Source organism: Pantoea dispersa, from assembly GCF_019890955.1.
In the GTDB taxonomy this organism is placed as follows: Bacteria; Pseudomonadota; Gammaproteobacteria; order Enterobacterales; family Enterobacteriaceae; genus Pantoea; species Pantoea dispersa.
Genome location: NZ_CP082346.1, coordinates 490,599 through 515,038, shown reverse-complemented (window position 1 = coordinate 515,038; position 24,440 = coordinate 490,599). Strand labels below are relative to the sequence as shown.

The window sequence follows — 24,440 nt, the reverse complement described above, 5'->3', positions numbered from 1 at the left end:
CACACCATAATTTGGTTTGGTTTCATTGTGATGGCAATCACGCAGGATTTATTTAGGAATAGTCCCGCGCTCAATTCTCACGCCCACGCTCGCCGCCTGGGCGACAGCCCCCGGTTTACCTACCTTCACGCGTACGCCAGGCGTTTTGAAACGATTCATCAACAGATCGGCGATTTCTTCTGCCACCCGTTCGACCAGCGCGAAACGCTGCCCCTGCAGATGACTGAGGATCGCTTCGGTGACATCGGCGTAGCTCAGACAGTGGTTCACATCGTCGCTCACCGCTGCCTGACGGTTGTCCCACGCCATTTCGACATCGAGCACCAGCTTCTGCTGCATGCCCTGTTCCCAGTCGTAAACGCCAATTGTGGTGAACACGGTGAGTTGTTCTATAAATACGATATCCATGATGTCGCTCTCTGTTTTTGGCTTAGCCGGATACCACTTCCGGCGGATTATGCGTATTATCCACGCTTATCGAGAACAAAACGACCCAAAAGGAACGGTACGAAGCTATGAGTGCTATCGCGCTTGGTATGATTATTTTCGCGTATCTTTGCGGCTCGATTTCCAGTGCGATCCTGGTTTGTAAACTCGCTGGTTTACCCGATCCCCGCAGCGCAGGCTCTGGCAATCCAGGCGCCACCAACGTGTTACGTATTGGCGGTAAAGCCGCCGCTGCCGCGGTACTGATTTTCGACGTAGCGAAGGGAATGGTGCCGGTGTGGATCGCCTGGTGGCTGCACGTCACGCCGATGTATCTTGGTCTCACGGCCATCGCCGCCTGCCTCGGCCATATCTATCCGGTGTTTTTCCGCTTTCGCGGCGGCAAAGGTGTGGCCACCGCGTTTGGGGCCATCGCGCCGATTGGCTGGGACCTGACCGGCCTGATGACCGGCACCTGGCTGCTGACGGTGCTGCTCAGCGGTTACTCATCACTGGGCGCGATCGTCAGCGCGTTGATTGCCCCGTTTTATGTCTGGTGGTTTAAGCCGCAGTTCACCTTTCCGGTGTCGATGCTGTCATGCCTGATTTTGCTGCGCCATCACGACAATATTCAGCGCCTGTGGCGCGGTCAGGAAAACCGCGTGTGGAAGCGTAAAAAGAAGAAATAAAAAAACCGGCGCGCAGCCGGTTTTTTATCATCAGATGGCCGGTAATTCCGCCAGCGGCCAGCGTGGCCGCACACTGACGCCCAGCTCACCGCGCGTGCCGCCTTTCAGCCGCACCATGCCGGCATAGGCAATCATCGCGCCGTTGTCGGTGCAGAACTCCGGACGGGCATAAAATACCTCGCCGCCGCGCGCGCTCATCATGGTTGCCATGCGTTCACGCAGCGTGCGGTTGGCGCTCACGCCGCCGGCAATCACCAGTCGTTTAAAGCCGGTCTGCTCCAGCGCACGCTTGCATTTGATCATCAGCGTATCCACTACCGCATCTTCAAAGGCGCGGGCGATATCGGCGCGCGCCTGTTCGTCACCGTCATGTTCGCGAATGGTATTCGCCGCAAAGGTTTTCAGGCCGGAGAAGCTGAAGTCCAGCCCCGGACGATCGGTCATCGGACGCGGGAACTTAAAGCGATCCGGCGTGCCCTGCTGCGCCATGCGCGACAGCATCGGGCCGCCCGGATAATCCAGTCCCAGCAGCTTGGCGGTTTTATCGAACGCTTCCCCGGCGGCATCATCAATCGATTCGCCCAGCAGCGTATATTCACCAATGCCGGTAACGCTGATCAGCTGCGTGTGGCCGCCGGAGACCAGCAGTGCCACGAACGGGAATGCCGGTGGGTTGTCTTCCAGCATCGGCGCCAGCAGATGGCCTTCCATGTGATGCACCGGCACTGCCGGCACGTTCCAGGCGAACGCCAGCGCGCGGCCAATGGTGGCGCCAACCAGCAGCGCACCGACCAGGCCGGGACCGGCGGTGTACGCCACGGCGTCAATCTCTCCGGCCTGCAAGCCCGCCTGTTTCAGCGCGGCCTGGATCAGCGGCACGGTTTTCCGCACGTGATCGCGCGAGGCCAGTTCCGGCACCACGCCGCCGTAATCGGCATGTAATTTCACCTGGCTATATAATTGATTCGCCAGCAGACCGGACGCATCGTCATAAATCGCGATGCCGGTTTCATCGCAGGACGTTTCAATACCCAGAACTCGCATAGCTCTATCACCCTCTTCTTGCGGCGCGCAGTGTAGCACAGGCCGGCTGACGCCTGCGCCCTTCCGCACACGAAAAAGTGTTTTTCTGTCGCGCAAAGAGTGCGCTATACTCCACGGCCTGAAAAAACCGGCAGCCGCACAGGCAAACGCTCCTGTTGGTTCTAAATTGTCCATGGTGCTTTACAAGCCAGCCGCGCCTGGAGTAAAATGCTGCACCATTTTGAAAAGTGCTGGCGCCGCAGTCAGCAGCAAAAACCGAATTTTATCGAGGTGAGAGTTACATGCCGGTAATTAAAGTACGTGAAAACGAGCCATTCGACGTAGCACTGCGTCGCTTCAAGCGTTCCTGCGAGAAAGCAGGCGTTCTGGCTGAAGTTCGTCGTCGTGAGTTCTATGAAAAACCAACGACTGAACGTAAGCGCGCTAAAGCGTCTGCTGTTAAGCGTCACGCCAAGAAACTGGCTCGCGAAAACGCACGCCGCACTCGTCTGTACTAATTTCTTTTCGGAAGTTCGCTTCCGCCGCGTGTTAAACGCAGACAGAGTCAAGTAAGAGGCCGTGCTTTCCGAAAGGAAGCGCGGCTTGTTGCCGTTTATGAGCTGAAAAACCGGGGCTTATGGCTGGACGAATTCCACGCGTATTTATCAATGATTTACTTGCCCGCACGGACATCGTGGATCTTATCGATGCCCGCGTTAAGCTGAAAAAGCAGGGTAAGAACTATCACGCGTGCTGTCCTTTCCATAACGAAAAAACCCCCTCTTTCACCGTAAGTGGTGAGAAGCAGTTCTACTACTGCTTTGGCTGTGGTGCCAAAGGCAACGCCATCGACTTCCTGATGAATCACGATCGTCTGGATTTCGTCGAGAGCGTAGAGGAACTTGCCACGCAGCACGGCTTAGAAGTGCCGTACGAAGCGGGCAACGGTCCGAGCCCGATGGAGCGCCACCAGCGCCAGAGCCTGTATCAGCTGCTGGAAGGTTTAGACAGCTTTTATCAGCAGAGCCTGCGCAATCCGCAGGCGAAATCAGCACAACAGTATCTTGCCACACGCGGGCTGAGCCAGCAGGTGATCGATCACTTTGCCATTGGCTATGCGCCAGCCGGCTGGGACAACGTGCTGAAGCGTTTCGGTCAGCAGAAAGAAGATCGTGAATCGCTGATGGAAGCGGGCATGCTGGTCAGCAATGACAGCGGCCGCACCTACGATCGTTTCCGCGATCGCGTGATGTTTCCGATTCGCGACAAGCGCGGACGCGTGATTGGTTTTGGTGGCCGCGTGCTGGGCAACGATACGCCCAAGTACCTGAACTCACCGGAAACGCCGATTTTCCATAAAGGCCGCCAGCTGTACGGCCTGTATGAAGCGCAAAAAAATCATCCGCAACCGGCGCGTCTGCTGGTGGTGGAAGGCTATATGGACGTGGTTGCGCTGGCGCAGTTCGGCATTGATTATGCTGTCGCCTCGCTGGGCACCTCGACCACAGCGGAACATATCCAGCTTTTGTTCCGCTCGACCGATAACGTAATTTGCTGCTACGACGGCGACCGCGCCGGTCGTGAAGCTGCATGGCGTGCGCTGGAAACCGCATTGCCTTACATGAATGACGGTCGTCAGCTACGCTTTATGTTTTTGCCCGACGGCGAAGACCCGGATACCCTGGTGCGTAAAGAGGGCAAAGCAGCGTTCGAAGCACGGATGGAGCAGGCTATGCCGCTCTCTACGTTTCTGTTCGACAGCCTGATGCCGCAGGTGGATCTGAGTACGCGCGACGGCCGTACCAAGCTGGCGACGCTGGCGCTGCCGCTGATTAGCCAGATTCCGGGCGAAACGCTGCGGATTTATATGCGTCAGACGCTGGGTAATAAACTCGGCATTCTGGACGATAACCAGTTAGACAAGCTGATGCCGAAGCAGGCGGAAAGCGGTACCGCGCCGGTGGCGCCGCCGATGAAACGCACCACCATGCGCGTGCTGATTGCGTTGCTGGTGCAGAATCCGCAATTTGCCGCCATCGTGCCTGCCCTGGACGGGCTGGAGCAGTCTAAATTAGCGGGATTGCCACTGTTTGTGGAGTTAGTCCGCCGTTGTACTGAGAATCCTGGCCTGACCACCGGACAGCTACTAGAGTTATATCGCGGGACAGAATTTAGCCAGCCCCTTGAAACACTGGCCACCTGGAACCACATGATCGTAGATGACGAAGCGGAAGAAGTGTTCCAGGACTCGCTGGCAAGCATCTATGATGCTGCGCTGGAGCAGCGCCTCGAAGCACTGATTGCGCGCGACCGGACTGAAGGCCTGAGCGCCGCCGAACGCCGTGAATTCTGGGCATTAAGCCAGGCATTAGCCAAAAAATAAGATTTTACCGGGTCAGAATGATGAAGGCTGATAACGCCGCCGTTCTTGCCTGATGTTTCTGGTTTATGGACGCTGTAAGCGAAGCCGGAAGCAATGCATACATACCAGAGGCGTTAACGTCGCTGTCAGTTTCAAGGCTGCCAGCGCGCAGCAACCCGAGCGTACTGGCGTACGGGAGGATTGGAAGCACTGCCAGCATTGAAAATGGCAAGTAAGTTAGCGCCGGACAGAATATTAAGCGGCTTAAGTGCCGATTTACGATGGGCCAAAGCCCTGGCCGCGTTGAAGGCAGCGGCAAAAATACAACGCCTTCACTGTTATAGTTGGCTCGCTGCCGACCGACACCAATCTAATTAACAGAAGTGTGGATACCGTCTTATGGAGCAAAACCCGCAGTCACAGCTTAAGCTGCTTGTCACCCGTGGTAAGGAGCAGGGCTATCTGACCTATGCTGAGGTCAATGACCATCTGCCGGAAGATATCGTCGACTCCGATCAGATCGAAGACATCATCCAAATGATCAACGATATGGGTATTCAGGTGGTGGAAGAAGCCCCGGATGCCGATGATCTGATGCTGAATGAAAACAGCACCGATACTGACGAAGATGCCGCGGAAGCTGCCGCTCAGGTATTATCCAGCGTTGAATCTGAAATTGGCCGTACCACCGACCCGGTACGCATGTACATGCGTGAAATGGGTACCGTTGAACTGCTGACGCGCGAAGGCGAAATCGACATCGCCAAGCGTATCGAAGACGGTATCAACCAGGTGCAATGCTCTGTCGCCGAATACCCGGAAGCAATCACCTACCTGCTCGATCAGTACGATCGCGTTGAAGCGGGCGAGTCACGCCTGTCTGACCTGATCACCGGTTTCGTCGATCCGAACGCCGAGGAAGATCTGGCGCCAACCGCGACCCACGTTGGTTCTGAGCTGTCAGAAGAAGACCGCGACGACGACGAAGAGGAAGACGAAGAGAGCGACGACGACAGCTCCGACGACGATAACTCTATCGATCCGGAACTGGCACGCGAGAAGTTTAACGACCTGCGTACGCAGTACGAAACCACGCGCAACGTGATCAAAGCCAAAGGCCGCAGCCATGCGGACGCCGTGGCCGAGATTAATAATCTCTCTGAAGTGTTTAAACAGTTCCGCCTGGTACCGAAGCAGTTCGACTACCTGGTGAACAACATGCGTGAAATGATGGAGCGCGTGCGCACGCAAGAGCGCCTGATCATGAAGCTGTGTGTTGAACTGTGCAAAATGCCGAAGAAAAACTTCATCACCCTGTTTACCGGTAATGAAACCAGTGAGAGCTGGTTCAAAGCGGCACTGGCCATGAACAAACCGTGGTCGGAAAAACTGCAGGAAGTGGAAGAAGACGTCATGCGTTCGCTGCAGAAACTGCTGCAGATTGAAGAAGAGACCGGCCTGACCATTGAGCAGGTGAAAGACATCAACCGTCGTATGTCGATCGGCGAAGCCAAAGCGCGTCGTGCGAAGAAAGAGATGGTTGAGGCTAACCTGCGTCTGGTGATCTCCATCGCCAAGAAGTACACCAACCGTGGCCTGCAGTTCCTCGACCTGATTCAGGAAGGCAACATCGGTTTGATGAAAGCGGTGGATAAGTTTGAATATCGCCGTGGCTATAAGTTCTCAACTTACGCCACCTGGTGGATCCGTCAGGCTATCACCCGTTCCATCGCCGACCAGGCGCGTACCATCCGTATTCCGGTGCATATGATTGAGACCATTAACAAACTCAACCGTATTTCGCGCCAGATGCTGCAGGAGATGGGCCGCGAGCCAACGCCGGAAGAGCTGGCTGAGCGCATGCTGATGCCGGAAGATAAAATCCGTAAGGTGCTGAAAATCGCTAAAGAGCCGATCTCCATGGAGACGCCGATTGGTGATGATGAAGATTCGCATCTGGGCGACTTTATCGAAGACACCACGCTGGAGCTGCCGCTGGATTCTGCGACTTCGGAAAGCCTGCGTTCTGCCACCCACGACGTGCTGGCTGGCCTGACCGCGCGTGAAGCCAAAGTCCTGCGTATGCGTTTCGGTATCGATATGAATACTGACCACACGCTGGAAGAGGTGGGCAAACAGTTTGACGTAACGCGTGAGCGTATCCGTCAGATTGAAGCCAAAGCGCTGCGTAAACTGCGCCATCCGAGCCGCTCGGAAGTGCTGCGTAGCTTCCTCGACGATTAATCGTCCTGGTCAGTAAAAACCCCGGCTTGCCGGGGTTTTTTATTGTCTTCAGTATGGCGTCAGCCCTTTCTCCTGCATCACGCTGCGCGCCTTGTCGCTCTGCAGGTATTTCACGAACTTCGCCGCGGCCTGCTGCTGCTGGCTGCTGCGCGTGATCACCGCACCGTACAACGTATCCTGCTGTGCCGCCGGCGGAATCAGTCCCACGATAGTAATGCCTTTCACCGCCTTCAGCTCGCTGTTCTGCTGGAAGCCCAGCTCGGCTTTGCCCTGCGCGACCGCCTCACCCACCGGCGTGGCCGGAATCACAGTAATCTTCGCCGCCGTTTTCGGGCCCAGCTGCAGCTTATCCAGCATCTTGCTCTGAATATATTTGCCGCTGGCGCTGTCAGACACGGCGATACTTGAGGCGGAGGTCAGCACCTGTTTGAACTTCGCGACGGTACTGATATCCGGCGGCGTGGTGCCCTGCTTCACCGCCATGGCAATGTACGAGTGCGCCAGCACCTGATGGCTGGCGCTATCCACCCATTTGGCCTGCTCCAGCGGCTTGATGGCGTAATCCACCATCACCAGCACGTCGGCGCTTTCATGGCGTTTGAGGCGATTCGGAATCGCCTGCGGCGTGTCACCCATCGACGGCGCCGCTTCCAGCTCAATGCTGTCACCGCTCTGCTGCTGATAATCCTGCTTCAGGCTTTCAATTACCGGGTACATACCACCGGAACTGAATACCTTCAGCGTTGCGGCCTGGACGCCCGGTTGCGCCGCCAGCAGCAGTGCCGCCAGAACCATGGTGCGTTGCTTCATCTCCCTGCTCCTTTTTTTGCGTGGAGCATCCGGTTTAGCCAGAAACAAAACGATGAACAACGTTATTACCTGATGAAACAGAGCCAGCTCACGCCTTATTCTGTAACCAATCATGAAGCTGGCGATAAGCGGCGACCATCTCCTCCAGCGAAGCGCGGTTTAATCCGCTGGGATTGGGCAGCACCCATAAACGGGTTTCGCCCAGCAGCTGCGGCTGCTCGCCCCACGCCACATTGCGCTGACGAAACGCCTTCTGAAACGCATCCTTACCCAGCACGGCCAGCGCGCGCGGCTGAAAGCGCAGCACCTTTTCCTGCAGACGCGCACCGCCGTCGCGCAGCTCCGCGCCCTCCAGCTCGCTGGCCAGAATGGTGGGGCGCTCTACCAGCATGGTGATGCCGCAGCCGGTCTCCAGCAGCCGCTGTTCCTGCTCCGGCAGCAGCTGTTCGCGGGTAAATCCGGCCTGATGAATCACCTTCCAGAAGCGGTTGCCGGGATGCGCAAAGTGAAAGCCGGTATGCGCCGAGGATTTGCCCGGATTGATGCCGCAGAACAGCACCTGCAAATCGGGTGCGATGATGTCGCGGATGTCGTGATCGCTCATGCTGTCACCAGCCCGGCGCGCAGTTTGACTGCCTGACGCGTCACCTCCAGCATCTGGCGCGCTTCCGCTTCATCGATGCAGGCGCGCGCCAGCGCCAGCGCACCGACCATTTCGGCCTGCATGCTGCTGGCGATGCTCTCCGCCTGCGCATGTCCCAGCTGCTGCAGCGCCTGTACCAGCTGACGCCGCACCGCTTCGCGCTTCGCTGAAAACAGCGCCCGCACATCCGGCGGTAAATGCGCCACTTCGCTGACCAGCGCCGGTATCGGACAGCCCTCGCCCGGCGCGCCACAGTGCTGGTCCGACAGATAGCGATCGATCCACTGGTTCAGCCGTTCAGCCGGATCCTCAATCGCCAGCACGGCGGCAAAACGCTGCGCCGAGTCGGCAAACATCTCATTAATCACCGCTTCGACCAGCGCTTCACGCGAGGCAAAGTGCGCATAAAATCCACCGTGCGTCAGGCCGACGCGCTTCATCAGCGCTGCCACGCCAATACCTTCGGTGCCGCATTCGCGCATCACCACCGCCGCTTCCTCCAGAATGCGCTGCCGCGTGCGCGCCTTATGGCTTAGCTTTTCCATCGGTTGTTACCCTGCTCATCGTTAATGGCAATCAGTGTAATTATTACGATCGTCATATTCCAGCTTGACGATAGATATGATGGTCGTCATATTATCAGCACACCAATATGACGACCATCATACAGAGGGCTTTTCCATGTCACACCAACTGGCTTTAATCACCGGCGCTTCCAGCGGTATCGGCGCAACTTACGCTAAACAGCTGGCCGCACGCGGCAACGACCTGATTCTGGTGGCGCGCGATGCTGCACGTCTGAGCGCGCTGGCGCAGTCGCTGCACGAAGCGCACGGCGTGGAAGTCAGCGTGCTGGCTGCGGATCTGACGCGCCATGAGGATCTGGCGCGTATTGATAGCGAGCTGCGGAACAATACGCGTATTACCACTCTGATCAACAATGCGGGCATGACGGTGGAAGGCGAGTTTATCGACGCCAGCATCGACCAGACACAAACCATGCTGACACTGAACGTGGTGGCGCTGACGCAGCTTTCTCACACGGCCGCGCAGGTTTTCCGCAGCCGCAACGCGGGCACCATCGTGAACGTGGCGTCGGTACTGGCGCTGGTCAACGAACAGGCAAACGGGGCCTACAATGCGACGAAAGCTTTTGTGCTCTCGCTGACGCGGAATATGCAGCGTGAGCTGGCGGGCCACAACGTACGCGTGCAGGCGCTGCTGCCGGGCCTGACGCGCACCGAAATCTTTCAGCGCACCGGACGCTCGGTGGATGACCTGCCGGCAGAGATGGTGATGGAGGTCGACGACTTAGTCGCCGCCGCGCTGCGCGGTCTGGATGACGGCGAAGCGATCACCATTCCTTCGGTGGAAGATATGGGTCTGTGGCAAAGCTTTGAGCAGGCGCGCGGTGCCATCCTGCCGTTTATCTCGCTGAATAAGCCCGCCACGCGCTATCGCTGAACCTGCGCATCCGGAGACAAGGCAGCAGCAAGCCTTGTCTCAAAAACGCGACAGCAGTGGGCGTTTATTGCGCGCATCTGTCAGGGCTTCGGGATTTTTTGCTGTCAGATCAAGGACTCAGTGATTGCGGAAATTTTCACCAACCGATTGAGCAACGCTGGATCGCCCCACCGAGATACTTTATAATCCCCGCTCCGCTGGCCCCTTAGCTCAGTGGTTAGAGCAGGCGACTCATAATCGCTTGGTCGCTGGTTCAAACCCAGCAGGGGCCACCAAATTTAATGATTTAAAACATGCAGTTAAGCCACCTATTGAGGTGGCTTTTATGTTTGCACAATCGACCATTGGCAGCAAAATGGCAGCAGAGTTTTTTGAACTCTCTTCGAATACCAGCGATTATCATGCTACAAAACTGACTCTGGGCATGACATGCCGATTCTTTTAAAGCGTGGTTAGATTGGGGAAGAGATTCTGGGCTGATGAAGATGACGTGATTAGCTTCTATTCAACAGATGGGTAAGTAGTGATGAAAAAGGGAAGATAGAGGCAACATCTTACCTCTATCTTAATGGTATACTTTCTTTAATTACTTGCCGTATAACCTATCTAAGAGGTCTTGCTTTTCGAAGTCGTCTTTTTCTATAGCTTCTAACCTTTCCTCATGAATTTTATTGTCTATCTCAAGTACGTATGTACTTAATGTTTTATTGATAATAAAAGCCGTTATACCAAAGGCAATCAAGCAAATAATTAAGGCCAATACCGAATAGTACAGGATCAGGAATATAGTACCTATAAGCGGAGATACTATGGCAGTAGTTCTGACAATTTCAAATTTCCTAACCAAATGAATTTTGAATAAAAGGTTTCCATCACCAGATGTCAATCTATTGCTCAATTGATAAAAAATGCAAAAAGATGAATTCATGGTTAGTGAAACTGCAAAAAATATTGATGCTATTAATAGCAAGCAAGACTCTCGATAGGAATTACCCAAACTGAATAGTCCAATGAAAAATGCAAATGAGATTGCTGTAACTACTGAGTGCCATAAAAGATATACCTCAGTAGCTTTACCACTTTCATGATCTTTTCGGAAGGCTATAAGCGCTAATTGTTCTTTTGTTAACTTTCCCAAGGGAATTTTAAAGCTTTCTATGGTTTTTTTACGTACTTTTTCCTTATGAACCCAGATGTAACTCATTTGAATTAACCTCCAATGTCGCATTTATGATTTAAATATATTTGAAAACGTTTTAGGAACGATGGTGATTTAATATTTAATCGGGAATCAATTAACCACTGCTGTCTAAAAACCCCTAAAAAATCCTATATATATAGACCGTGCCAAGCACGGCCTTTTAAATGAATGGTAGCATCATAACCACAATGGTTGCTGCTGATTTCTTCCCGGATGCGGTGGCACAGGTTTAACGCTACCGAGCTTCATGATGATCTCTGACATCGTCTCATGTGATTTAAACGTACAGCTGCAATTGATGTTCTGACACTGGTTATATCGTTCTTTAGTTGTAGCTGATACCTGAAAGCTGCTGCGGGTATGTGCGGCGTTCCCGCACAAATGGCAATTCATCATAATGTCATTTCCATAACCCAACTGAGATAAATACTACTCAATTTAACCATTTTGAGATAGCACTATTCCATTGCAAGTGAATCTATTTTCACTTCAAGTTCAATACTTGTCGTATAACCGTTTTCCGCGCTCAGGCTGTGCATCAGCGTCGTGATAATCCATTCACCCGCATCAATCATCTGCTTGAACCCGCTCACCTTCACGGGCATTTCCGTATAGAGATCAGCCCGGCCACGTGCCAGCTGAATAGAGAACGTCGCCACCCAGCGCTGTAGCCGTTCCCACTGCATTTTGGCAGCGCGCTCGGCGTTGGCACGGTTGGCATAGGTGCGGCTCATCACCAGCACGTCATCATCCGTGCCGATCAGGTAGTCGCCCTGCTTTGCCTCCGGCTCCTTCTTCTGCGCAGCGGATTTACGGCGCTTGCGCTTCACCGTGGTTTCAGGCTTCACATCCAGCCCACGGGTGTGTAGCCAGCTTGCGATCACGCTAGTATAGACGTCACGGTCGCCGCCCTTGAACACGGCGGTGGTGCTGTTCTCTATATAATCGGGCGGCGGGAAGGCGTCGGAATAACTGGCCAGCAGCGCAAACGCGGTTTCGAGATTGCCGCCAAGGCTCAGCAGCACAACCTGCTCGCCAATGGAGCGTTGCTGCCACGTGCGGGTACTCCCGGCGCGGAGAGGGAGCCAGTTAATCCAGTTGGTTTCAAGGTCGCCTGTTTTCCCCCCGATACAGCCATTTTTCCGGGTCCACATCGGACACAGTGCTGATGCGGATCAGGTTAGTGATACAGCGTATGATTCCGGTGAGTTGTGCATTCATAGATATAGCTTGATCTATTCAAAACATTTTTATAAAAATATGATTATTTGAGTATTCACACAAAGACATGGAGATCATTTTGAATAGCATTGGTTTTCTTAGCGTATTAAATACAAGTTTCTTCACCGCACTTATTCCATACGTATTGAGTGCAATAGCATTATTTTACAAATGGCTGCACAAGAAACCAGACAATGACGATGGTTATTTTTCTAAGGCAGGTGTTAAGCCTTATGAGTTGAAGTTAAGCTTTACAAGGTTCGATTTTTGGAAAACTAATGCTTTGGATAAAAAACACAAAAACTTCTATCACATCATTATTTTATTTTCATTGCTTACGATAGGAGGATGTATGTACTTAGGCTCTGATACTATAAAAAAACAACCTAAAAATTACGCCGCGTTAGTCCTGATTAAAACAAAAGAAAAATTCCTCTTAAGTTATGACGAGGCAGTCAATTTCCCCGGTGAAAAAAACTGGAAATTAACAACTGATGATTGTTATTCTGATCTATACGAAAACCTTGCAGCAAAAAGAAAAATATCTTCTTATTTAATCCAGTCCATTTGTAGCAGAATTGGATTGCGTGATGAAAAGGATGGAATTGAAAAAAGCATAAAGTCTACACAAACTGACAAGAAAATATCATTATTTATATGCTTTTCATTTGTATTATTTATGATTTATGTTGTTGTTGGATTATTAACTGATATTAACATTCACAATAAAGTAGCGCGATACAAAATGGATTGATTTTAATTTGTTGACGAAGTGTGCATGACAACAATTAGCCCTCAAGCCAGCGCAGTAGAGTTTCCTGTATCAAGTTTTCCACTTCGCTGCTGCTCCCTAGCAGCGGACGCCCTGCGTATTTCACTTAGGTGCCACGCTGGTTCATTCGATCCTGTAGTCCATAGTTGATGCACGCGGACCAGCTTCTACATGCCGGATGCAAACGCAATTTCTGCCATATTTGCGTTTACCTGCGCTTTAAGTTATTTCGCCGTTTTTAAGCTTTGCAAACATCTTACGGCGAATGCAGCCGGCCTAATGCGGACAATCACGCTGCGCAGTTCCCGTGCCGTCCGGGCTGCGCTACAGCGCGATGTTGCCCTGCTGAATGTGCCTAACGTTGCGCACCATCTTAGTTTTGGCTGCTGGTTAAAGCTGCGATAGCAGCGCATCCAGCAACTCCTTAACTTCCTGCAACTTAGCCATAGTGCACCGTCCAGCCTTCCTCTGCATCGTCCTGTACTTCGGCTCCGGTACCGCCTCAACTGCATCGCACCGTCCGCCTCGTTCATGATCACACGCTCCCTCAAATTCAGATTCATACTGATGTCGCAGCGGTAATTGTCGAGAATGTTCGCCTCAATGATGAAAAGCCCCCCACGCTTGCTGGCGTTCTGCAAGGCGTCCAACTAGTTGACCCCGAAATATAATAAAACTGGCGCCATCAGCAGGCTCTGGTCATCGGTGAAGTAAGTGATCACAACGTTCAACGTATAACGATACTGCCAAGAAATCGACGTGACAGTGGAGGCAACTACCGTTCCATTGTCCACGAACAGGTGCAGACGACCCGGATTATGTGCCAAATAGGGCACGGCACTATTCAGACTGTTTCGCAAGGACTGCGGCTTGTTCATCGTCTTTATCCTGATAGCTGATAACAGGCTTCGTGCCAGCGATGCTGTTTTGTAAGCGCCATCATCTTAGAGCTAGCGTATTCCAGGTCGCTGTTTAACGAGCGACGCCAGTTCCGCATCAAACCCTATAGAGAACGTACGCGAGTTTGAAGTCAGCTAATTGGAGGTGGCGTATCTCACGATTGAGGACATCAGAACCCCCCTCACCGAATGTGAGAACAACTGCCCCAAAGAACTTACAACCATTGTGAAAATCTGGCTAGCAACTGGCGCACGATGGAGTGAAGCCGAAGGCTTGAAGGGAAACCGAATCCACACCGGTCAGTTCATCTACATGAAAAATAAGGTAAAGAACAGCCAGGCGGTGCCGATAACTGAATAATCACTGGCTGAACTGCCCCCAGCAGGAAAGCGCAGCCGCTTTTTAAAGCATGACGATTCAGCCCTCAGAAAGGCCATGCAGCGTGCCGGTATCAAGATACTGATGGGCAGCTGACGCACGTTTTGCGCCACATCTTCGCGTCTTACTTCATGAAGAGCGGCGGCAATCTTCTTGTGCTTCAGCGGATATTGAGGCAAACAGATAGTAAGCTAACGGTGCATCATGCACATTTTGCACCAGATAATTTGTCTGAAGCGATGTTGTTAAACACTTTTAATACAAGGGAGTTATGATGGAAATGGACATCCGAAATGATGAGCTGAGCTTAAAAGATCTGCTGTGCCTCAAGGTGTTCAGTGAGACAATTGGAGTAATTCGCCTGGATGATTTTACTAAAGCAATAACAGATTGGGCAGAAAGAGAGATTTTATCAGGAGAAGAATCAGACACGCTTCTTATTCTGGCATCATTGAATCTTGAACCTATACCAGACCGCTATGATGTGGAAAAATACCTACGCATTTATCAACATGAGAACAACATTCAGAACCCAGCCCCTAATTACAGTGCATTAGTTTGGCTCAGGATAAAGATAGGATATTTAATAATAGCTTCATCATCGAACGAGATTGAAAAAAGGCTGGCATTTTTTACTCATTACTTCATTGATTATTCCCCAAGAGCCTTCGCCAGAATAGCGGGACTACTATCCAATTTATATTGGGTTCTTTATGATGAGGACATACCTATATTCAATTCACGAGCTTCAGGGATGAGTGATGATGAATTAACCATGTATGTACAGCAATGGTGCGAACCTTACTACCGAATACTCATTAACGAAGACTGGCTCTCTATATTGGCTAAGGGGGAATAAAAATATGGGCGTAGAGTTTCATATCACACGAGCAGATTATTGGGCTGAAAACGATGATAACATAATCAGTTCTGATGAATGGTTAGAAATCATCAATAACGATTCCGAACTTAGTCTTTACACAAAGCATGGCGATTTTCATGCTGTATGGAACGGCGAAGGGGCAGAAGAAGGCGATTGGCTTGAATGGTCTGCCGGAAACATTGAAACCAAATGGCCCAGTACCGCTCTGTATAGAAAAATGCTCCAGATATCTGAGAAACTAAAAGCTAAGGTTATGGATGATGAAGGCACGCTATATGAAACTCTAGATGCCTGGCAGTACGATCCAAAAAGCAAAGTTTACCCGATCTCAAACAGCAATACAGTTGACAGAAAAGTGGCAGAAGAACGCAACGCCATTCAACGTTTTCTATTCCGACTTGGTCTAAAAAAATATAAAAACGAGTAAGTTAATTGTTTGAATATTTTCAAAATGAGGCCTTTGAATATGTAATTCAGCCTTTTAGAAAGGCCATACAACGCTCCAGTATCGAAACACCTGCTGAGCAGCTTACGCATGCTTTACGCCATTTCTTTGCTTCCCACTCTTGCAAACAACCACACCCAGAATCTACCTCGTCAAGCCTTCATGCACCACAGAACCACACATTTTGCACACCAGTCACAACACCTCCCAGTAACTACCAACTGCTTGCCTGCTAAAATACCTATTCAAAAATCTATTCACCTATCTATTCATAAAGTGATTCAACATTATGTCTACGCATGCGGAAACCCTACGTCAGCTTCTCAATAGCGGGCCGATGACAGCAAGGCAACTCATTGAAAAAATCGATATAAGCCAGCCTACTCTTCCCGTGCGATTAGAGAACTGGGTGATGACATCGTCAAAATCGGGGCGGGTCCATCTATTCAATATGTCCTGCGGGATAGGTTTCGCGGATTCCGCTCGGCCTCGATTTACCGCGTTACCGATCAGGTGCAAATCAAACCTCTCGGCGAGCTGATTCCGGTTCGTCCGGAAGGGTTTGTGATGGTGCAGGCGGACCAGAAAAGCTTTCACAGTGACGGGCTGCCGTGGTGGCTGTTTGACATGCGACCACAGGGCTATCTCGGCAGAGCGTATGCCTCGACTTATGCCAGCGGGCTCGGTCTGCCGGCGAATCCCGAACAATGGGCGGACGCAGATGTCGTCAGAGCGCTGCTGGCGCAAGGTCATGATGCGATCGGCAACCTGCTGATCGGCGAGCAGGCGCGCAGCCGTTTCCTGGAAATGCCCGAACCGACTCCTGTGGAGCGCGCGACGGCGTATCCCGAACTGGCACGGGCCGCAGGCGCTGGTGAGGTGCCGGGCTCATCTGCGGGGGGTGAGCAGCCCAAATTCTGCACCTATAGCGAACGCGGTCATGTGCTGGTGAAATTCACCGCAGCAGATGACAACCCAGTCAGTGAACGCTGGTGCGATCTGCTGATGGCTGAGCATCTGGCCCTGAAAGTGCTGGGTGTTGAGTCCGAAGTGTTTGATGTTGCAGGGCAGCGCTTCCTCGAAATCCCCCGCTTTGATCGGGTGGGCAAAATGGGCCGTATCGGCGTGTTTTCGCTGCGGGCGCTTGATGCGGAGTTCGTCGGCAATGCCAGTGCAAGCTGGCCGGTCCTCGTCAACCAGCTTGTGGCGGAAAAGTGTGTTCAGCCGGAGGCCGCCAGCAGCACGGCCCGGCTTTGGGCATTCGGCATGCTGATCGGCAATACCGACATGCACGCCGGCAACCTGTCATTCATCAGTCGCCATGGCCGTCCTTATCACCTCGCGCCAGCTTATGACATTCTGCCGATGGGCTTTGCGCCCAGAGCGGGCGGCGCCATCGTGAATACGCTGCGGCCAGCGTCACTGCCGGAAGTGGTCAGCAGCGATACATGGCGGGAAGCGCTGGCTCTGGCGGAGGAATTTTTGTCGCTGACGAACAGTTGCGATGGTTTCTCCGATCGTTTTGCGCCCTGCCTCGCCGCGTTACAACAGCATCTGGATGAGGCCCGAGCGCGCATCGCCCGACTCGGCTAAGCGCCTTTCCTGATTGATAATTCCTTCAAAGTTGCATCCTCGAAACAGGCGGTGATTAACCGCCTCGCACCCGATTTTCACCCTCGCAACTTTGCAAAAGTAAAACGATCGGTTTACTTTTTAAGATATGCGTAAAAAACAACACATCCTGAACGCTGCCGAGCGGCTGTTCTACAACAACGGTTTTCATGCCACCAGCACCGATTACATTTGCCGTGAGGCGAAGGTTTCCACGCGTACGCTCTATCAGCACTTTCCGTCGCGCGAGCGGTTAACTGCCGCGGTGATGACCGCGCGCCGGCAGCGCTTTGCTGATATGTTGTCACAGCCAGACGATCCGGCAGCCATTAGCCAGCTGTTTTCGGTACTGGAACAGTGGATGCGGGCGGAAGGATCGCTCGGCTGCTTTTTTGCCAAAGCGTACGGAGAGTATGCGGAACAGGATGCTGAGCTGGCGGCGCAGGCGCTGGATTATCGCTACTGGCAGCGCGGCTACATCCGTGCCTGCCTGGCGCACTCGCACCAAAATTCGCCGTCAGCGCTGGCCGATGCCATCTGGATACTGTTTGAAGGGGCGATTATGGCCGGGTTGATTGACGGTCCGCAGGCCGCGGTCACTGCGCGTCTGGCGGCTGAGCAACTGATGGCGAATGCGCCATGAAAGCCTCACTCCGCCTGACGCTGAGCGGCTTTATGCTGATCGCCGTGACCTACGGACTGGCGCGTTTTGCGTGGGGAATGATGATGCCGCAGGTGGCGCAGCAGATCAGCTTCAGCCCGCGAGCATCGGGCATGCTGGCCGCCTGCAGCTATCTGGCTTACTGCCTGGCCACGCCCGGCGCCACGCTGCTCCTCGCACGCTGGGGCGTGCGCAGCACCGCCATACTGGCAGCGCTGACGGCTATGCTCGGCTTATTGCTGCTGGCCGCTGCCGGCAGCGTATGGCTGATTGCCGGTGGGCTGTTTATCGCTGGTCTCGGTGCCGGACTGGCTTCCCCGGCGCTCGCCAGTGCCGTGAGCCGGAAAATTGACGCGTCGCGGCAAACCGCCGCTAACACGCTCATTAACGCCGGCACCGGCGCGGGCATCATTGTGTCAGTGCCCATTTTTATGCTGATGCCCGGCGGCTGGCGCGCGGCCTGCTGCTGTTTTGCCGCGCTGGCGCTAATCAGCCTGTTGCTGGCACGCTATTGTCTGCCCGCCGGTCGTGCCGATCCACCGGGATCGCCGGTTGGCTGGCGCGATCGACTGCACAATCGTGCGCTGCAGCGGGTGATCATCATCGCTTTTCTTAGCGGTGTCGCCAGCGCGGCGTGGTGGTGTTTTGGACCGGATGTGTTACGCCAGCATAGCCGCCTGAACGAAGGCCAGGCCAGTATGCTGTGGCTGGTTAGCGGCGCGGCCGGCATTCTCGGCGCGCTGACCGGCCCGCTGGCACGCTGCATCGGTATGCGTCAGGTGTACTGGCTGGCGCAACTGGCGATGGCCGTACCGCTGCTGTTGCTGGCGGCGCTCACCCACTTTAGCTACTGGCTGGTACCGGCGGCGGCACTCTGCGGCGCGGGATACGTCACGCTGTCGGGTATTCTGCTGGTTGCGGGTGCCGCCGCCACGCCACAAAATGCGGCCTCTGGCGTGGCGGCGGCGTTTCTGACGCTGGCGATTGGGCAAATTGGCGGGGCGATACTCTTTGCGCAGATCTACAGCAGCAGCGCCGCTGCGGCACTGCTGCTGTTCGCTGCCATCCCGGTTACGCTGCTATTTCTGGTACCGGCTAACCCGCCGCAGCGGGCTGACGCTTAACGTCCGGTGGTGAGCCAGCGGCTGAGGATGCCGGCGCTGGAGTAGCCGCGAATGATCGCCGCGTAGCTGTCAAAGCGATTGCTCACTTCGCTCACCTGGTTGTTATACAGATCGCTCTCGGCGCTCAGGACATCCAGCAGCGAGCGGCGTCCCAGGTGATACCACTGATCGAAAAAGTCTTTGCGGATGCGGTCAGACTCGACAATTAAACTTTTATACAGCGCGGCGCGATCGGCCATGGAGTGCGCATCCTGGCTGGCGGCGCGCACGCGATTTTCCAGATCGCGCCGTTGCTCCTGCACCTGCTGACGACTGGCTTCGGCGCGTTTAATCGCCGCAATCTCCTGCGCGTTGGTTGAACCGCCGCGGAACAGGCCCCAGCTAACGTTGATGCCGGTTTGCCACGCCTGCTGACGGCCGAGCTGATCCTCACGCGTGCTTTTGCTTACCGTCCAGTTGAGCTTTGGCAGGCCGGAAGCTTTAATCGCTTCCGCTTCTTTAAACGCCGCTCGCGTTTCTGCGCTGGCGCGCTGGATCAGCGGATGATAATCCAGGCTGGCCAGCTGGCGGTTGAGATCGCCAAAATTCATCGCCCAGCGATCGCTGGCTGGCAGCGTGACGCGACTGTTGCCCATCAGGCGGTTCAGCGTGATTTCGACATCGCGCGCGCGCGACTCGGCATTCTCCAGATAGCTCTGCGCCTGCAGCAGCCGGCCTTTGGCCTGCGTCAGTTCGCTGCGGCGGCCGGTATCCGACTGCACAATGCCGCTCAGCATGGTGGTCAGTTCCGTCATGCGCGCCACGTACTGCTGGCTGATGGCAATGATCCGCTGCTGCTTGTTCCACTCAATCAGCGCGTTGCTGACCTGCATCGCCAGCTCTTCTCGCTGCGCCTGCGCCGCCTGCTGCGCCGAGGTCACGCGCTCTTCGCGGCTCTCGATGGTGCGGCTGGTCTGACCGAAATCAATCAGGTTGGTCGCCATTGATACGCCGAGCGCCGGCACGTTACTCTGACCGTCATAGCTTTTTACCCCGCCACCAAACTCTTTGGTGGCCGAACTGGCGCTGACATCCAGCTGCGGCCAACGCTGCCCTTTCGCCTCATCCACGCTGGCAGCGGCGGCATCGGTCTGCGCCACGGACGATTTCAGTGCCGGGCTGATGCGCCAGGTGATGCGCGCGGCCGAGAGGAATTTCTGCCGCAGCTCGGATTCAGCCACGGTTTCATCCACCGCGCCGCTCAGGCTGACCGGTGAACGCGCCACGGCGGCATCGGCGGCGGTGGTTCTGGTTTCCGCTACCGGCGGGCTGACATAGCTGAACTCGCTCTGTGCTTTTACTTCTGCTTCATTCACCGGCACCGGCGCAGGCTGCTGCGGGTTGAAAGTGCGTACCGATTTCAGCAGCGGATTCGTCTGCTTTGGTTCCGGCTGGCGCTGCTCCTCCGTCAGAAAACCGCCACCCTGCACCGGCTGCACCGGCGGCGGGGCAATCGGCGCTGCTGGCGCTGGTGCCGGTGAAGGTGCCGGTGCTGGTACCGGCTGAGCGCGTGGCGCGGCGACCGGTGGCGCAACCGGCACGGCCTGAGGTTGCGTAAACATCGGTTGCGGTGCTGGCGCGGTTGCAAAACGCTGGGCTGGCGCAACGGGCACGCGCTGTACCGGCGCGCTGCGTACCGGTGCTGCGGCGGGGGCGGCCGGGCGGTGTCCGCTCATCTCGGCAAACATCATCAATTCACTGGTCGAATCGGCCATTACGCTGATGGCCGGAGCTATCATGACCGTAATGCAACCGGCAAGCAAAGAGAGGCGCCGCGCCGCTGCGCGACGGTGCATATTATTATTTTTCATGGTTATTAACGCTCGCGGAAGGCTTCTTTCGCCTTAAGTACCGGCTTCAGCAGGTAATCAAGGATGGTTTTCTCGCCGGTGCGGATTTCCACCGTGGCCACCATGCCGGGAATGATCGGCAGATCTTTATTGCCTGCGTGCAGCGTGCTTTTATCGGTGAGGATCAACACGCGGTAATAGGTGTCATCCGGGCGGCCGGAAGCGGCTTTCTGATCGTCTTTCAGCGTATCCGGACTGATGTATTCCACGTGACCATCCAGTCCGCCGTAGATGGCGAAGTCGTAGGCGGTGATTTTCACTTTGGCCGGCAGCCCCGGACGCAGGAAGGCGACATCAGAAGGACGGATTTTGCCCTCCACCAGCAGTTGCTCTTCCAGCGGCACGATTTCCAGGATGTGCTCACCGGGCTGAATCACGCCGCCGATGGTATTGACACGCACGTTTTTCACCGTGCCGCGCACCGGTGCGGTAATGGTGGTGCGCTCGACCACGTCCGCGCGGCCAATCAGGTTTTCGCTTACCTGGCTGAGTTCCAGCTCCAGCCGCGCCAGTTCGGTGTTGGCATCAGACTGGTAACGGTTACGCCGCTCAACAATCTGCGCCTGGATGTCGTTCGCCTGGCGCTGCATACGCAGCAGCTCGACCTCAGACAGCAATCCTTTCGCCGCCAGCGGCTCCGCCAGACGAATTTCACGCATCGACAGGGCATAGCTGCGTTGCAGTGAGTTAATGCTGTCGTTCAGCGCGCGCTTGCGAGATTCATAGGCTTTGGTCTCCTGCGCCACCACGGCGGGATCGCTCTGCACCTGCTCGTCAAACGTCAGCGGCTGTGCGTAGGCTTCGGCACGCAGACGCGCAATGCTGCCCTTCAGGCCAATTACTTTGCTCAGCGCCTCGCGATAGCTTGATTGCGCACGCGTCGGATCGATTTTCAGCAGGACATCGCCCCGGTTGACCACCGTGCCTTCACGCACGTTCATTTCGGCGAGAATGCCGCCTTCCAGACTCTGAATCACCTGCTCGCGGCTGCGGGAAATCACTTTTCCGTCGCCTTTGGTGATCTCCTCCACCCGCGCATAGTTTGCCCATGTGAGACCGATGCCAATTACCGCGATGATGATCCACATCACCAGTTTTGATCCCGGCGTGGTTTGCGACAGCAGGGACGCCTGCACGTCATTCATGAATTCGGCATCCGCAGCGGAGAGATTTTTGCTGCGGCTGCGCCATGGCATTAACTTGATCATACTGCGGCCTCCTCTGCCGCGGCGACGGCGGGCTCTGACGTTGCCGAAGCATCGTTAGCCGGCGCAGGTGCGCGCGCCGCCTGCTCTACCGCCTGACGCGGCGGCTGGCGGGTTTTACCTTTACCTTCCAGCGCGGCCAGCACCTGCTCTTTCGGGCCATCCGCGACAATTTTTCCTTCCTCAACCACGATGATGCGGTCGACCAGCGCCAGAATTGACGGACGATGCGTCACGACGATCAGCGTGTGGCCTTCGCTGGCGCGACGCAGATGCGTAAGGAACTGGCTTTCGGTCATGCTGTCCATGGCGCTGGTCGGTTCATCCATCAGCAGCACTTTGGGCCGCGTCAGCAGAGTCCTCGCCAGCGACACTAGCTGACGCTGACCGCCCGACAGCCCTTCACCGCCCTCGCCGACCGACAGGTTGATGCCGCTCGGATGGCGCGCCGCCACGTGATCGAGACCGGTCAGATTCAGCACGCGCAGCAGTTCATTCGCGGTGGCATCCGGCCGGCCAATCATCACGTTCTCGCGCAGCGTGCCGTAGAACAGGCGCGCATCCTGGCTGACGAAGCCCACCGCTTTGCGCCAGTCGGCTGGATCGATCTGGTTAACATCGAGTCCGTCAGCGGAGATCTGGCCTTTCACCGGCTGATACAGACGCGCCATCACGCGTAACAGCGTCGATTTACCGCTGCCGATGCGGCCAAGAATCGCCACGCGCTCACCGGCCTTGATGGTCAGTGAAATATCTTTGAGGATTTCCGGATTGGGCTTCATCGGCGGTGCCGGATAAGAGAAGCTGACATTGCTGAGGGAGATCTCGCCAGTCAGCGGCGGATCGGTCAGGTAGGTTTTGCTGCTGTCGCGATCGACCGGCATCTCCATCAGCTTATTCAGCGAGGTCAGCGCCGCTTTGGCCTGCTGATAACGCACCGCCAGACCAATCACCTGACCCAGCGGGCCAGTGGCGCGGCTGGCCAGCATCACGGTGGCGATCATTGCACCCATGGTGAAGGTGCCGGCGTTGATCAGATAAACCCCGGCCACCACCAGCATCACGGTCTGAAACTGCTGCAGAAAGGTCACCACGCCGGTTGCCAGCGTCGAATAGCGTTTTGACTTCATTGAGTTAGCCGACTGCAGCGCGCTGAAGTTCTCCCAGCGGCGCTGCATATGCGCTTCACCGCCCACGGCTTTCAGCGTTTCCATGCCTTCAACCGACTCGATCAGCACGCCCTGTTTCAGCGACGCATCGCGCAGGTTCTCTTTCATGATGCGCGCCAGCGGCCACTGGATCGCGGCGCTGACGATGATGATCAGCGGGATCATCATCAACGGAATAATCGCCAGCGGACCGCTGATAAAGAAGATCACGCCGACGAACATCAGGATAAACGGCAGATCCGAAATCGCCGCCAGCGTCGCCGAGGCAACAAAATCACGCACCGATTCGTATTCACGGATCTGGTTGGCGAAAGTGCCTGATGAGGCCGGTTTGTGCTCCATCTGGATCGACAACGCCTGACGGAACAGCATGCTGCCCAGCACCAGGTCGGCCTTTTTGCCTGCCATGTCCAGCAGATGTGCCCGCACAAAGCGGGTAATGGCTTCGAAGATCATGGCGATGGTGACGCCAATCGCCAGCGACCACAGCGTAACAAACGCCTGGTTCGGCACCACGCGATCGTAGACGTTCATGGTGAAGAAGATGCTGGAGAGTGCCAGTACGTTGATCAGCACGGCGGCAATGGCGGCGCTGCGGTAGTAACGGCGGTAGCGCCACAGGGTGCTGAACAGCCAGTGACCTTTGACCTCCGGCAGCATTTCGCTGGCGCGCTCATCCAGTACCGCCGCCGGTTTCGCCATCACCGCAAAGCCGGCGTAAATCTCGTTGAGCTCCGCCAGGCTCATCTCTACCGCTTTATCACTCACCTCCGGCATGATCAGCTGGAAGCGCAGCTCGCGCTGATTCTCCTCATTGGTGTGAATGCGCCGCGACAGCACAATGCAGCCGCCGCCGTTCTGCCGCAGCAGTATCATCGGCATCAGCTGCTCCGGCAGATCCTGCAGGCGGCGTTCAACCATGCCGCCGGTAATGCCAGCGTTCTCCAGAGCGGTCATCGCCTGCGACGGCGACAGCAGCGTCGCTTTTGGCAGGCCGGCGACCAGCGCCTCTTCACTCTTCTCGCGTTTGTAGTGTTTGCAAATCCACGCCACGCTTTTTAACAGCGTGTCATCCACGGTGGTTTCGATACGAGCAACAGAACGCGCATCCTGCTCCACGGCATTCTGCTTCTGGTCCATCATTTCCCGACTCCTGTAAACCTGACAAAAAACGGTGGACGCATCGTCCACCGCAGACTTTTCTTTGAATTGGGAAAATTCTGACAGAAGGCAGCTTTCAGGCCGTCCAGGACTTGTCTCAAACGGTGGAGAATATTTATGAATAAAGCGGGCAAAGCCCGATTGAATGCGGTCTGGCGA

General features: G+C 55.1%; 22 protein-coding genes, 1 tRNA gene and 2 pseudogenes. 13 read left to right on the top strand and 12 right to left on the bottom strand.

Translation table 11 applies throughout. The features are described 5' to 3' along the window. Positions 1 to 48 precede the first annotated feature (48 nt). Entirely contained in the window at positions 49 to 408 is a 360-nt protein-coding gene (gene folB, locus K7H94_RS02480) for a bifunctional dihydroneopterin aldolase/7,8-dihydroneopterin epimerase (RefSeq protein WP_021509625.1), read from the bottom strand. Between the two features lie 107 nt (positions 409 to 515). Here folB and plsY point away from each other — a divergent pair, with 107 nt between their 5' ends. Next, positions 516 to 1,115, top strand: coding sequence for a glycerol-3-phosphate 1-O-acyltransferase PlsY (gene plsY, locus K7H94_RS02475; RefSeq protein WP_021509626.1), 600 nt, complete (start codon positions 516 to 518; stop codon positions 1,113 to 1,115). A gap of 30 nt (positions 1,116 to 1,145) precedes the next feature. Here the strand turns inward: plsY and tsaD are convergent, their stop codons facing one another. Then, complete coding sequence (tsaD, locus tag K7H94_RS02470) at positions 1,146 to 2,159, bottom strand: tRNA (adenosine(37)-N6)-threonylcarbamoyltransferase complex transferase subunit TsaD (RefSeq protein WP_031280133.1); 1,014 nt, start codon at positions 2,157 to 2,159, stop codon at positions 1,146 to 1,148. Between the two features lie 281 nt (positions 2,160 to 2,440). On the opposite strand from tsaD, the gene rpsU reads away from it, so the two are divergent. The 3 genes from rpsU (at position 2,441) to rpoD (ending at position 6,744) form a co-directional block, all read left to right on the top strand. Next, positions 2,441 to 2,656: a 30S ribosomal protein S21 gene (gene rpsU / locus K7H94_RS02465; RefSeq protein WP_001144069.1), complete on the top strand. Its 216-nt coding sequence runs from the start codon at positions 2,441 to 2,443 to the stop codon at positions 2,654 to 2,656. Between the two features lie 119 nt (positions 2,657 to 2,775). Further along, a complete protein-coding gene (dnaG, locus tag K7H94_RS02460) occupies positions 2,776 to 4,521 on the top strand; it encodes a DNA primase (protein ID WP_021509629.1) in 1,746 nt (581 codons plus the stop codon). Between the two features lie 378 nt (positions 4,522 to 4,899). Further along, on the top strand, positions 4,900 to 6,744 hold the full coding sequence (rpoD, locus tag K7H94_RS02455; protein WP_058759769.1) for an RNA polymerase sigma factor RpoD: 1,845 nt from the start codon (positions 4,900 to 4,902) through the stop codon (positions 6,742 to 6,744). Positions 6,745 to 6,792: 48 nt separating this feature from the next. On the opposite strand, the gene K7H94_RS02450 is transcribed toward rpoD, so the two are convergent. The 3 genes from K7H94_RS02450 to K7H94_RS02440 all read right to left on the bottom strand — a co-directional run bounded on the left by K7H94_RS02450 (position 6,793) and on the right by K7H94_RS02440 (position 8,742). Then, positions 6,793 to 7,554 carry a substrate-binding domain-containing protein gene (locus tag K7H94_RS02450; protein ID WP_058759768.1) on the bottom strand — a complete coding sequence of 254 codons (762 nt, stop codon included), beginning with the start codon at positions 7,552 to 7,554 and terminating at the stop codon, positions 6,793 to 6,795. A gap of 88 nt (positions 7,555 to 7,642) precedes the next feature. After that, positions 7,643 to 8,158 (bottom strand): G/U mismatch-specific DNA glycosylase, encoded by a 516-nt coding sequence (gene mug, locus K7H94_RS02445; protein WP_222951585.1) that lies wholly within the window; start codon positions 8,156 to 8,158, stop codon positions 7,643 to 7,645. After that, a complete protein-coding gene (locus K7H94_RS02440; RefSeq protein ID WP_222951584.1) occupies positions 8,155 to 8,742 on the bottom strand; it encodes a TetR/AcrR family transcriptional regulator in 588 nt (195 codons plus the stop codon). The genes mug and K7H94_RS02440 overlap by 4 nt, the downstream gene beginning before the upstream one ends. 136 nt (positions 8,743 to 8,878) lie before the next feature. Here K7H94_RS02440 and K7H94_RS02435 point away from each other — a divergent pair, with 136 nt between their 5' ends. Continuing rightward, positions 8,879 to 9,661, top strand: a complete 783-nt coding sequence (locus K7H94_RS02435) for an SDR family NAD(P)-dependent oxidoreductase (protein ID WP_150059431.1) — start codon at positions 8,879 to 8,881, stop codon at positions 9,659 to 9,661. Positions 9,662 to 9,860: 199 nt separating this feature from the next. After that, positions 9,861 to 9,936 (top strand) — tRNA-Ile (locus K7H94_RS02430). A gap of 311 nt (positions 9,937 to 10,247) precedes the next feature. Here the strand turns inward: K7H94_RS02430 and K7H94_RS02425 are convergent. The 3 genes from K7H94_RS02425 to K7H94_RS02415 form a co-directional block, all read right to left on the bottom strand. Further along, positions 10,248 to 10,865 (bottom strand): hypothetical protein, encoded by a 618-nt coding sequence (locus K7H94_RS02425; RefSeq protein ID WP_222951583.1) that lies wholly within the window; start codon positions 10,863 to 10,865, stop codon positions 10,248 to 10,250. Between the two features lie 174 nt (positions 10,866 to 11,039). Next, the gene (locus K7H94_RS02420) at positions 11,040 to 11,258 is read right to left on the bottom strand and encodes an ogr/Delta-like zinc finger family protein (protein WP_222951582.1); all 219 of its coding nucleotides are present in this window, start codon (positions 11,256 to 11,258) and stop codon (positions 11,040 to 11,042) included. Between the two features lie 62 nt (positions 11,259 to 11,320). Next, positions 11,321 to 12,016 carry a phage baseplate assembly protein V gene (locus K7H94_RS02415; RefSeq protein WP_222951581.1) on the bottom strand — a complete coding sequence of 232 codons (696 nt, stop codon included), beginning with the start codon at positions 12,014 to 12,016 and terminating at the stop codon, positions 11,321 to 11,323. A 146-nt stretch (positions 12,017 to 12,162) separates the two neighbouring features. Between K7H94_RS02415 and K7H94_RS02410 the strand changes: the two genes are divergently transcribed. Then, a complete protein-coding gene (locus K7H94_RS02410; RefSeq protein ID WP_222951580.1) occupies positions 12,163 to 12,837 on the top strand; it encodes a DUF6216 family protein in 675 nt (224 codons plus the stop codon). 457 nt (positions 12,838 to 13,294) lie between these two features. Here K7H94_RS02410 and K7H94_RS02405 read toward each other — a convergent pair. Continuing rightward, positions 13,295 to 13,733: pseudogene (locus tag K7H94_RS02405) on the bottom strand (phage tail protein). 66 nt (positions 13,734 to 13,799) lie between these two features. Between K7H94_RS02405 and K7H94_RS23215 the strand changes: the two are divergent. The 6 genes and pseudogenes from K7H94_RS23215 to K7H94_RS02380 form a co-directional block, all read left to right on the top strand. Continuing rightward, a pseudogene (locus tag K7H94_RS23215) lies at positions 13,800 to 14,408 on the top strand (tyrosine-type recombinase/integrase); the annotation flags it as partial. Further along, the gene (locus K7H94_RS02400; RefSeq protein ID WP_152999361.1) at positions 14,405 to 14,992 is read left to right on the top strand and encodes a hypothetical protein; all 588 of its coding nucleotides are present in this window, start codon (positions 14,405 to 14,407) and stop codon (positions 14,990 to 14,992) included. The pseudogene K7H94_RS23215 and the gene K7H94_RS02400, both read left to right, overlap by 4 nt. Positions 14,993 to 14,996: 4 nt before the next feature. Then, the gene (locus tag K7H94_RS02395) at positions 14,997 to 15,443 is read left to right on the top strand and encodes a hypothetical protein (protein WP_072210010.1); all 447 of its coding nucleotides are present in this window, start codon (positions 14,997 to 14,999) and stop codon (positions 15,441 to 15,443) included. 414 nt (positions 15,444 to 15,857) lie between these two features. Further along, entirely contained in the window at positions 15,858 to 17,054 is a 1,197-nt protein-coding gene (gene yjjJ, locus K7H94_RS02390) for a type II toxin-antitoxin system HipA family toxin YjjJ (RefSeq protein WP_222952009.1), read from the top strand. Positions 17,055 to 17,181: 127 nt separating this feature from the next. Next, positions 17,182 to 17,715 carry a TetR/AcrR family transcriptional regulator gene (locus K7H94_RS02385; protein ID WP_222951579.1) on the top strand — a complete coding sequence of 178 codons (534 nt, stop codon included), beginning with the start codon at positions 17,182 to 17,184 and terminating at the stop codon, positions 17,713 to 17,715. Continuing rightward, a complete protein-coding gene (locus K7H94_RS02380) occupies positions 17,712 to 18,857 on the top strand; it encodes an MFS transporter (protein WP_222951578.1) in 1,146 nt (381 codons plus the stop codon). The genes K7H94_RS02385 and K7H94_RS02380 overlap by 4 nt, the downstream gene beginning before the upstream one ends. On the opposite strand, the gene K7H94_RS02375 is transcribed toward K7H94_RS02380, so the two are convergent. The 3 genes from K7H94_RS02375 to K7H94_RS02365 all read right to left on the bottom strand — a co-directional run bounded on the left by K7H94_RS02375 (position 18,854) and on the right by K7H94_RS02365 (position 24,263). Then, positions 18,854 to 20,611, bottom strand: coding sequence for a TolC family protein (locus K7H94_RS02375; RefSeq protein WP_245001388.1), 1,758 nt, complete (start codon positions 20,609 to 20,611; stop codon positions 18,854 to 18,856). The two genes, K7H94_RS02380 and K7H94_RS02375, sit on opposite strands and share 4 nt — an antisense overlap. 101 nt (positions 20,612 to 20,712) lie before the next feature. Continuing rightward, complete coding sequence (locus tag K7H94_RS02370; protein WP_021509681.1) at positions 20,713 to 21,954, bottom strand: HlyD family type I secretion periplasmic adaptor subunit; 1,242 nt, start codon at positions 21,952 to 21,954, stop codon at positions 20,713 to 20,715. Continuing rightward, positions 21,951 to 24,263 carry a type I secretion system permease/ATPase gene (locus tag K7H94_RS02365; RefSeq protein WP_222951576.1) on the bottom strand — a complete coding sequence of 771 codons (2,313 nt, stop codon included), beginning with the start codon at positions 24,261 to 24,263 and terminating at the stop codon, positions 21,951 to 21,953. Before K7H94_RS02365 ends, K7H94_RS02370 begins: the two co-directional genes overlap by 4 nt. Positions 24,264 to 24,440 lie beyond the last annotated feature (177 nt).